6 protein-coding genes are annotated in these 9,066 nt (G+C 69.6%); 5 read left to right on the forward strand and 1 reads right to left on the reverse strand.

Annotated elements, in window-relative coordinates; genetic code table 11:
• The first annotated feature begins 77 nt into the window (after positions 1 to 77).
• From AB0B48_RS29675 to AB0B48_RS29690, 4 genes are read left to right on the forward strand one after another with little or no spacing between them, the layout of a single operon-like run.
• On the forward strand, positions 78 to 1,103 hold the full coding sequence (locus tag AB0B48_RS29675) for an alcohol dehydrogenase catalytic domain-containing protein (protein ID WP_357207224.1): 1,026 nt from the start codon (positions 78 to 80) through the stop codon (positions 1,101 to 1,103).
• The gene (locus AB0B48_RS29680; protein ID WP_357207226.1) at positions 1,100 to 1,861 is read left to right on the forward strand and encodes an SDR family NAD(P)-dependent oxidoreductase; all 762 of its coding nucleotides are present in this window, start codon (positions 1,100 to 1,102) and stop codon (positions 1,859 to 1,861) included. The genes AB0B48_RS29675 and AB0B48_RS29680 overlap by 4 nt, the downstream gene beginning before the upstream one ends.
• Positions 1,858 to 2,736, forward strand: a complete 879-nt coding sequence (locus tag AB0B48_RS29685) for an amidohydrolase family protein (RefSeq protein ID WP_357207229.1) — start codon at positions 1,858 to 1,860, stop codon at positions 2,734 to 2,736. Before AB0B48_RS29680 ends, AB0B48_RS29685 begins: the two co-directional genes overlap by 4 nt.
• The gene (locus AB0B48_RS29690; protein ID WP_357207231.1) at positions 2,733 to 3,725 is read left to right on the forward strand and encodes an aldo/keto reductase; all 993 of its coding nucleotides are present in this window, start codon (positions 2,733 to 2,735) and stop codon (positions 3,723 to 3,725) included. The genes AB0B48_RS29685 and AB0B48_RS29690 overlap by 4 nt, the downstream gene beginning before the upstream one ends.
• 88 nt (positions 3,726 to 3,813) lie before the next feature.
• Here AB0B48_RS29690 and AB0B48_RS29695 read toward each other — a convergent pair whose 3' ends face one another.
• Complete coding sequence (locus tag AB0B48_RS29695) at positions 3,814 to 7,362, reverse strand: ThuA domain-containing protein (RefSeq protein WP_357207233.1); 3,549 nt, start codon at positions 7,360 to 7,362, stop codon at positions 3,814 to 3,816.
• A gap of 521 nt (positions 7,363 to 7,883) precedes the next feature.
• Here AB0B48_RS29695 and AB0B48_RS29700 point away from each other — a divergent pair.
• Positions 7,884 to 9,066, forward strand: a 1,183-nt coding sequence (locus tag AB0B48_RS29700) for a sugar ABC transporter ATP-binding protein (protein ID WP_357207235.1), incomplete at its 3' end; no start/stop codon positions are given.

A 9,066-nucleotide genomic window follows, 5' to 3' on the forward strand; every position in this document is an offset into this window, starting at 1 on the left:
TGCATCGCGACGGCGATGCACCCACGACCATGCCCGGTCGGCACGACCGACGTACCGACCGTCGAGACGGAGGAACGATGAAGGCAGTCGTCTACCGGGGAGCCCGACACCTCGGAATCGAGAACCGCGACCCGGAGCCACCGGGCCCCGGCCAGGTACGGATCGAGGTGGCCTACACCGGCATCTGCGGTACGGATCTGCACATCTACCACGGGGACATGGACGCCCGGGTTGGTGACTCCGCGATCATCGGGCACGAGATGTCCGGGCGGATCGCGGCCGTCGGCGACGGCGTGACCGGCTGGAACATCGGTCAGGCCGTCACCGTGATGCCGACCCGGCCCTGCGGACGCTGCGCCGCCTGCCAGCGGGGCAACTCACACGTCTGCCACGCGATGAACTTCCTCGGCATCGACTCACCGGGTGCCATGCAGTCCTCCTGGACGGTGCCGGTGGAACTGGTCCTGCCGCTTCCCGAGGAGTTGCCCCTCGACCACGCGGCGCTCGTCGAGCCGGTGGCGGTCGCCGTGCACGACGTAAGCCGGGGGAACGTGACCGCCGACGACCAGGTCGTCGTGGTCGGTGGTGGGCCGGTCGGCGTCCTCATCGCCACCGTCGCCCGGGGCCGTGGCGCGCGGGTGCTCCTCGTCGAGCCGGACCCGTTCCGACGCGAGGTGGCGGAGGGGGTCGGGATCGAGGCCGTCGACCCGCGAGCGACCGACGTCGTGGCGCTGGTCAACGACCGTACCGGTGGCGCGGGCGCCGACATCGCCTTCGAGGTGTCCGGCGCACCGGCCGGCGTCACCACTGCTGTCGACGTCCTGACCACCCGTGGGCGGCTGGTCATGGTGGCGATCCATCCTCAGCCCCGCGAGGTCAACCTGCACCGGTTCTTCTGGCGTGAACTGGAGCTCCTGGGTGCCCGGCTGTATCAGCGCGACGACATGGTGGAGGCGATCCGGTTGGTCGCCTCGGGTGCCATCCCGGCACAGCGGCTGATCTCCCGGGTCGAGCCGGTCGAGGCGGCCAGCGCGGCCTTCGAGGCGCTGGAGGGTGGCGGCGTCATGAAGGTGCTGCTCGATGTGCGGGAGGGGAACCAGTGACGGCGTTGTTCGACCTGTCCGGCCAGACCGCCGTCGTGACCGGGGCGCGGCGCGGTATCGGCCTCGCCATGGCCGAGGCCCTGGCCCTGGCGGGCGCCGACATCGTGGGGGTCTCCGCCCAGCTCGAAGCGGAGGGCAGCGAGGTCGAACGCCGGGTGCGCGCCACCGGCCGCCGGTTCACCGGGCTGCGGGCGGACCTGGGCGACCGGGCGGCCGTGCACCGGTTGGCCAGCGACATCACCGCTCTCGGGCCGGTCGACATCCTGGTGAACAACGGTGGCACGATCGCCCGGACCCCGGCCGCCGAGCACCCGGACGAGATGTGGGACCAGGTGATCGAGGTCAACCTCAGCAGCCAGTTCGTCCTCAGCCGGGAGATCGGCCGGACGATGGTCGAGCGCGGCCGAGGAAAGATCATCTTCACCGCGTCGCTGTTGAGTTTCCAGGGCGGCATCACCGTCCCCGGTTACGCCGCCTCGAAGTCGGGCGTGGCCGGCCTCACCAAGGCGCTGGCGAACGAGTGGGCGGCCCACGGAGTGAACGTCAACGCCATCGCGCCCGGCTACATCGCCACCGACAACACCCAGGCGCTGCGCGACGACCCCGACCGCAACCAGGCGATCCTCGGCCGGATTCCGGCCGGGCGGTGGGGCCGGGCCGACGATCTCGGCGGTGCCACAGTGTTCCTGGCGTCGACAGCGTCGGACTACGTCAACGGCGTGGTGCTGCCCGTCGACGGCGGCTGGTTGGGCCGATGACGGGCGCGCAGGAGCACGGGCGGGCCGGGATCGTCGACGCACACCACCACCTCTGGGTCCGGGCACGGCACCCGCAGCCGTGGATCGACCCGGTGACCATGGCGGCCATCGACGCCGACTTCGAACCCGCCGATCTCGCGCCGCCGGTCCGGGCGGCCGGGGTCACAGCGACAGTGGTGGTGCAGTCCATCGCCTCCGTCACGGAGACGGTCGACCTGCTGGGAGTGGCCGCCGAGGACACCCTGGTCCGTGGGGTCGTCGGCTGGGTGGACCTGACCGCGGCCGACGTCGCGGAGCACCTCGACGGTCTGCGGGCAGCCCGAGGTGGGGAACGCCTCGTCGGCATCCGCCACCTCGTGCAGTCCGAGACCGACCCGGCGTACCTGGACCGTCCCGACGTCCGTCGGGGGATCGCGGCGGTGGGCGCCGCCGGCCTCGTCTTCGACCTGCTGGTACGCCAGCACCAACTCCCCATGGCCGCGCGTCTCACACGCGACCTGCCGGAGGTCAGCTTCGTCCTCGACCACCTCGGCAAGCCCGCGCTCGGCAGTCCGGACATGGCCGAGTGGGGCCGGGACCTGCGGTCGTTGGCGGCCTCGCCCAACACGACGGCGAAGCTCTCCGGGCTGGTGACCGAGGTGCCGCACTCGCACTGGACGCCGGCTGACCTTGGACCCGCCGTCGAGGACGCCCTCGACGCGTTCGGGCCGGAGCGACTGATGTTCGGCTCGGACTGGCCGGTCTGCCTGCTCGCCAGTTCGTACCAGCGGTGGGTCGACACCCTGGCCGAGTTGCTGGAGGGCCGGGACGGGGCCGACCAGGCGTCGGTCTGGGGTGGGACGGCACGCCGCGTCTACGGCTTGGAGCCCTCATGATGGCGCGCTCACTGCCACGCCGCCCGCAGCTACGGCTCACCGAGCTGGGCTTCGGCGCGGCCCAGGGGGGCAACCTGTACCGGGCGACGACGGACGAGGAGTTCGCCTCGGCGGTCGACGCCGCGTGGGAGGCAGGCGTCCGGTACTTCGACACCGCGCCGCACTACGGTCTCGGGCTGTCCGAACGCCGCCTCGGCGTCGCGTTGCGCCAACGGCCGCGCGACGAGTACGTGGTGTCGACGAAGGTCGGGCGACTTCTGGTGCCGTCGCCTGGGGACGCGCACCTGCGGGACTCCGACGGGTTCGACGTGCCCGCCACCCACCGGCGGGTGTGGGACTTCAGCCGCGACGGCGTGCTGCGTTCCATCGAGGCCAGCCTGGAGCGGACCGGGCTGGACCGGATCGACGTCGTCTACCTGCACGACCCGGACGACCACTGGGAGCAGGCCGCGCACGAGGCCGTACCCGCCCTGATCGACCTGCGCGACCAGGGCGTCGTGGGCGCGATCGGCGCCGGGATGAACCAGTCGGCGATGCTGGCCCGGTTCGTCCGGGAGACCGACGTCGACGTGATGATGTGCGCCGGGCGGTACACCCTGCTCGAACAGGGCGCCGCCGCCGATCTGCTGCCGGCCGCCGAGAGCCGGGGGGTGGGCGTGGTCATCGCCGGCGTCTACAACTCGGGCCTGCTCGCGCGGGACCGGCCGCCGGCCGACGCCGTCTACAACTACGAGCAGGCCCCGGCGGAGTTGATCGAGCGGGCGCGGCGGATCGCCACTGTCTGCGAGACGTACGGGGTGACACTGCCGCAGGCGGCGCTCGCCTTCGTCCGCCGGCACCCGGCCGTGGTGTCGACGGTGGTCGGCGTCCGCACCGAGGCGCAGGTGACCGAGACGGTACGACGCTCCGATGTCGCCGTACCCGAGGAGCTGTGGGGTGCCCTGGCGGCGGCCGGGCTGCTGGACGTGGCGCCTGGTCTGCCTGCCTGATCGACGACGACGTCCCGGCCGGGACCGGCTCCGTTACTCGGATACCGGTCCCGACCGGGACGTCATCTGTTACCGCGACAGCCGCAGGTCAGAGCGCGGTGAAGCGCCACTGCTGGTTCGTCGCGTTGCTGCAGGTCCACTGCAACACCCGGGCGCCGTCGGCCGTGGACGCGCCGTTGACGTCCAGGCAGAGCCCGCTCAGCACACTCTTCACCGTGTACACGCCGGAGGTTCCGGTCGCGGTGGCGGTGAACTTCTGCTGGTTGCCGTTGTTGCAGGTGGCCTGCTGGAGGAAGGCACCCGCCGCGGTCGAGCTGCCAGTGACCTCGACGCACTTGCCGCTGTGCACCGCCTTGAGGTAGAGCGCGCCGTTGCCGGCGTCGACGGCCTGCCACTTCTGGTTGTTGCCACCGGTGGACGCCCACTGGGTGATCTGGGCGCCGTCGGCGGTGGAGACACCGCTGACGTCCATCAGCTTGTTGCTGTGCTGCGCCGTGACCGTGTAGGTCTTGCCGGCCAGGCCGGTGCCGGTGCCGGTGCCGGGTGTCCCGACGCCGTTGCCGCCGAAGGTGTGCGCGTCCAGATCGAACGAGTTGTTGCTGTTCTTGAACACCATGTAGAGCGTGTGCGTACCGCCGAGGGCGGCGACGCTCACCGGTGTCGTGGACTGGTAGTTGTCCCAGCCACCCGTGCTGGGCACCGTGGTGGTGGCCAGCAGGGTGCCGGTCGGCGAGTCGGCCCGCAGCTCGATCGAGCCGCCGCCGGACGGCGACGACAGCCGGTAGCTGACCGTCGAGATCCCCGACAGGTTCATCGGGTTGAACGCGATCCAGTCGTTGCTGGAGATGTCACCGACGCGCTTGGTGCTCTCCGCGGCCGCCTGGTCGACCACCCGGATGCCGGACTGGCTGCTGAAGTACTCGGACTGCTTGTGCTTCGGTTGCAGGATCGCCTGGGCGGTGCCGGTGAGCGGGGACCCGCCGCCCGAGCCGCCGTTGTCGGTGTACCGCGCGTTCAGCACGTAGAACAGGTTGGCGCCATCGGGGTGCCCACCGAGCAGGTCGGTGGAGATGGTGCCCGAGCAGCCCGGGTACTCGGTGGTCTCGTGAGCGTGGTCGTCGTGACCCAGCGCCGGGTTGAGGAACACCTTCGAGCAGTCGACGGTTCCGCCGTCCGGATCGGTCACTGTGATCTGGTACGACACCTTGTCACCGAAGGTCAGCATGCCGCCGTTGCCCGGTGTGGTGATGGTGACCACCGGGGCGCTGTTGCCGACGGTGATCGGAACGTTGGCGAAGCCGGTCTTGCCGGCGCTGTTGGTGACCTTCAACTGGGCGGTGTAGTTGCCGTTGGAGGTGTACACCTTCGACGGGTTGGCCGCCGTCGAGGTGGTGCCGTCGCCGAACGTCCACAGGTAGCTCAGCGCGTTGCCGTCCGGGTCGGACGTGCCAGCGCTGCTGAACTGGACGGTCAGCGGTGCGCTGCCGCTGGTGGGCGTGCCGGTGGCCTTGACGATCGGTGACCGGCCGCCCTGGTTGTAGTCGATCCGGTAGAGCCCGGAGTCGCTGTTGCCGCCGCCGAAGTTGGTGCCCCACTCCAGCAGGTAGAGCGAGCCGTCCTTGCCGAACTCCATGTCCATCGGCTTGTTGAACCGCACGTTGGGCAGGAACGGGTTGGTGCGGGTGACCGCCGAGGAGGAGTCGAAGTGCACCTCCTTGACGTAGTTGCGCGCCCACTCGTAGAAGAAGTGCACACCGTCGTAGTAGGGCGGGAACTTCGTCGCGGAGGGGTTCGACGCGTCGTACCGGTAGACCGGGCCACCCATCGGGGCCGAGCCGCCGGAGCCCAACTCCGTGAAGGTCGGCGAGGTGCCGTAGCCATACCAGATATTGGGTGCGACGACCGGCTTCAGGCTGGTCAGACCGGTGTTGTTCGGCGAGTTGTTGACCGGCGAGCTGCAGTTGAACTTGGAGCCGACGACGCCGGTGTCCGGGTTGAAGGGCGCGTAGGGCTGGTTGTCGCCGTGGCAGAACGGCCAGCCGTAGTTGCCGGCCTGCTTGATGACGTTCAGCTCGACCAGGCCCTCGGGCCCGCGGTTGGTGGTGGGCGGGTTCCGGTCCGGTCCGTAGTCGGCCAGGTAGACCCAGCCGTTGGCCGGGTCGATGGAGAAGCGGAACGGGTTGCGGAAGCCCATCGCGTAGACCTCGGGCTTGGTCTGCGCGGTGCCCTGGGGGTAGAGGTTGCCCGACGGGATGGTGTAGCCACCGCTGGCCGAGGGCCGGATGCGCAGCAGCTTGCCGCGCAGGTCGTTGGTGTTACCGGCGCTGCGGGCGGCATCGAGGTTGGACTTGCCCGACCGCCAGTCCAGCGGGGCGTAGCCCTGCCAGTTCGGGTCCAGGTTCGGCGGTGTGTCGTCGCCGGTGCCGATGAAGAGGTTGCCGTCCGGGCCGAACTTGATGTACCCGCCGGTGTGGCCGGGCTCGGGGAACGTGCGGTCCCGGTACGCCGGAATGTCGATGATCGTCACGCCGCTCGACGTGTTCAGCGTGTCACCGCTGACCGTGTAGCGGGAGACCCGGTTGACGTCGGTGCTGCTGCTGGCTGGCGAGTGGTAGAGGTAGATGTAGCCGTTGGTGGCGAAGTTGGGGTCCAGCGCCATACCGGTGAGGCCGTCCTCACCGCCGGTGTAGACGCTGAGCGTGCCGGCGGTGACGGTGCTGTTGGTGGAGGGCTTGAAGATCTTCACCTGGCCGCCGCGCTGGACGTAGAAGACCCGGCCGTCCGGTGCCACACCCAGCGCCATCGGGTCGACTGTGTTGTCGTCGAGGGTGCGCTTCTCGAAGTTGCCCCAGACGGTGCCGCCGCAGTCACCGGCGGCGTTACCGGCCGCCCACTTGATGCCACCGAGCACGTGATTCTGGAAGTTCGCCTCGCTGTAGGAACCGATCGCGTGGCCCATCGCGGTGGCCCACACCCGTCCGCCATTGGTGTTGCGGCACCAGGAGATCGGATGATCCGGGCCCATCGCCCGGGATCCCGGGTTGTACGTGCGCTCGTCGGCGGTCACCAGCACGTGCACGTTGCCGCGCGGGTTGGCGTCGAAGTTGTACCACTCTTCGCTGCGGGTCCACCGATCCGGCAGGCTGGCCGTCGACGGGTGCTTCTTGTCGGCGACGATGGCGGTGCCCTGGAGCACGCCGGGGGAGTGCTCGGGCATGTGGGCGCCACCGTTGATGGTCTGGTCCCACCACGGGTATTCGCTCTCGATGCCCATGTCGAGGGCGTTGTGGATGCCCACGATGCCCTTGCCGCTGGCGAGGTAACCCTCCACCGCCTGGCGCTGCGCCGCCGAGGTCCAGACCATGCCGGAGGTCTGGAGCATGACGATCACGTCGAAGGTGGCCAGGTTGCTGGCCGTGAAGACGCTGGAGTCCTCGGTGGCCACCACCTCGAAGTTGTTCGCGGTGGCCTGCTGCTGGATCATGCTGATCCCGGCGGCGATCGAGTCGTGGCGGTAGCCGGTGGTCTTACTGAACACCAGGGCGCGGAAGGCGGGGGCCGCCGACGCGGGTGGGGCGAGGCCGAGCGCCAGTAACAGGCCGGCGATCACCGAGATGAGCAATGTGTTACGACGCATGCCGTCTCCTAGGTTGGGCGGGCGTAGGGATTGCGACCACGGGCCCTCCGACGCGTCAGGTTGACCCTGGACACGTGAGGGGACGCGGGCGCGCTTGTCTGCCTCTTGCCGTTCGCCGCAACGGCAGTCAGACCTGCGAGACGTCACACAGCGTGATCGTGGCTGTGGTTCTCGTCCCGGGGTCCACGAGGTCAGGATGAGCTAGAGATCGATGGCTGTCAATCCGCAAAGTAACGTCCGACGTCCTGCCCGGTGGACGGCGTCCGTGCCCGGCTTCCTCGCTGCGGTGCCGCCTGCCGATCCCGGCCCGACCTGGCAGTCAGGCTTGATCGAGGATTGCGGACCCGCATCCAAACATCTATCTTCATACGTGTGATGTTTCGTCGGTGTCAAGGGAATGTTTGCACCGCAAGAACGTAAGTCGTGGTTGTCGCCACGAAAGCTTGTTGTTCAGTGCCTCAAAGCCGCCGTAGTGTGGCATCTAAACGTGTCTATGACTACTGTCTGTGAGGGCTTTCGGGATGTCAGATCCGCCGCCGACGCCGCTTCTCACCCTCCGGGGCATCGGCAAGTCCTTCCTCGGAGTCCGCGTTCTCGACGGTGTCGACCTCGATGTCGCGCCGGGCGAGGTGCACGCCGTTGTCGGTGAGAACGGTGCCGGGAAGTCGACCCTCATGAAGATCGTCTCGGGCGGGCACGCCCCGGACGGTGGCACTGTCGAGTTCGCCGGTGCGACGCGTACGTTCCGTGGCCCGCGCGACGCGCAGCGGGCCGGCATCGGCATCATCCACCAGGAATTCAACCTGCTCCCGGAGCGCACCGTCGCGGAGAACGTCTACCTGGGGCACGAGCCGGTCCGACGCGGGCTCGTCGACCGTCGGGGGATGATCGACCGCACCACGCGGCTGCTCGCCTCGATCGGTGAGACCACGTTGCCGGCCGACGCCCGGGTGGGGCAGCTGGGCGTCGCGCAGCAGCAGGTCGTCGAGATCGCCAAGGCGCTCGCCCTGGACGCGCGGCTGCTCATCATGGACGAGCCGACCGCCGCGTTGGCCGACCACGAGGTCGAGCTGCTCTACGGGCTGGTGCGCCGACTCCAGGAGCGGGGCATCGGGCTGCTGTACGTCTCGCACCGTCTCGCCGAGGTCTTCGACCTGTCCGGGCGGATCACAGTGCTCAAGGACGGCCGTCGCGTCACCACAGTGGACACCGCTGACACCACCGCCGACGAGTTGGTACGGCACATGGTCGGCCGGGAACTGTCCAGCTACTACCCGGACCGGGCCACCCCCGAGGACCGGGGCCCGGTGCGGCTCAACCTTCGCGACGCGGGCAACCGGAAGCTGCGGGACATCAACCTCCAGTTGCGCGCCGGCGAGGTGCTCGGCATCGGCGGCCTCCAGGGTTCCGGGCGCTCGGCGCTGGCCCGCGCGATCTTCGGGGTGTCACCGTTCACGACCGGCGACATCACACTCGACGACCGGCCGGTCCGACTGCGCTCACCCCGCACCGCCATGCGGGCCGGCATCGCCTACGTCACCGAGGACCGCAAGGGCGAGGGGATCGTCCCCCGGCAGTCGGTGCTGGACAACGCGCTCCTCGCCAGCCGGGCCGTCTTCGCCGCCCGGTCCGGCCGGGCGGCGAGGACCGCCCGGGTACGCGAGTTGCTGGCCGCCGGGGAGATCCGCGGCGCCGGCGACGACC

This window comes from Micromonospora sp. NPDC049089, from assembly GCF_040648775.1.
Lineage (GTDB): Bacteria > Actinomycetota > Actinomycetes > Mycobacteriales > Micromonosporaceae > Micromonospora.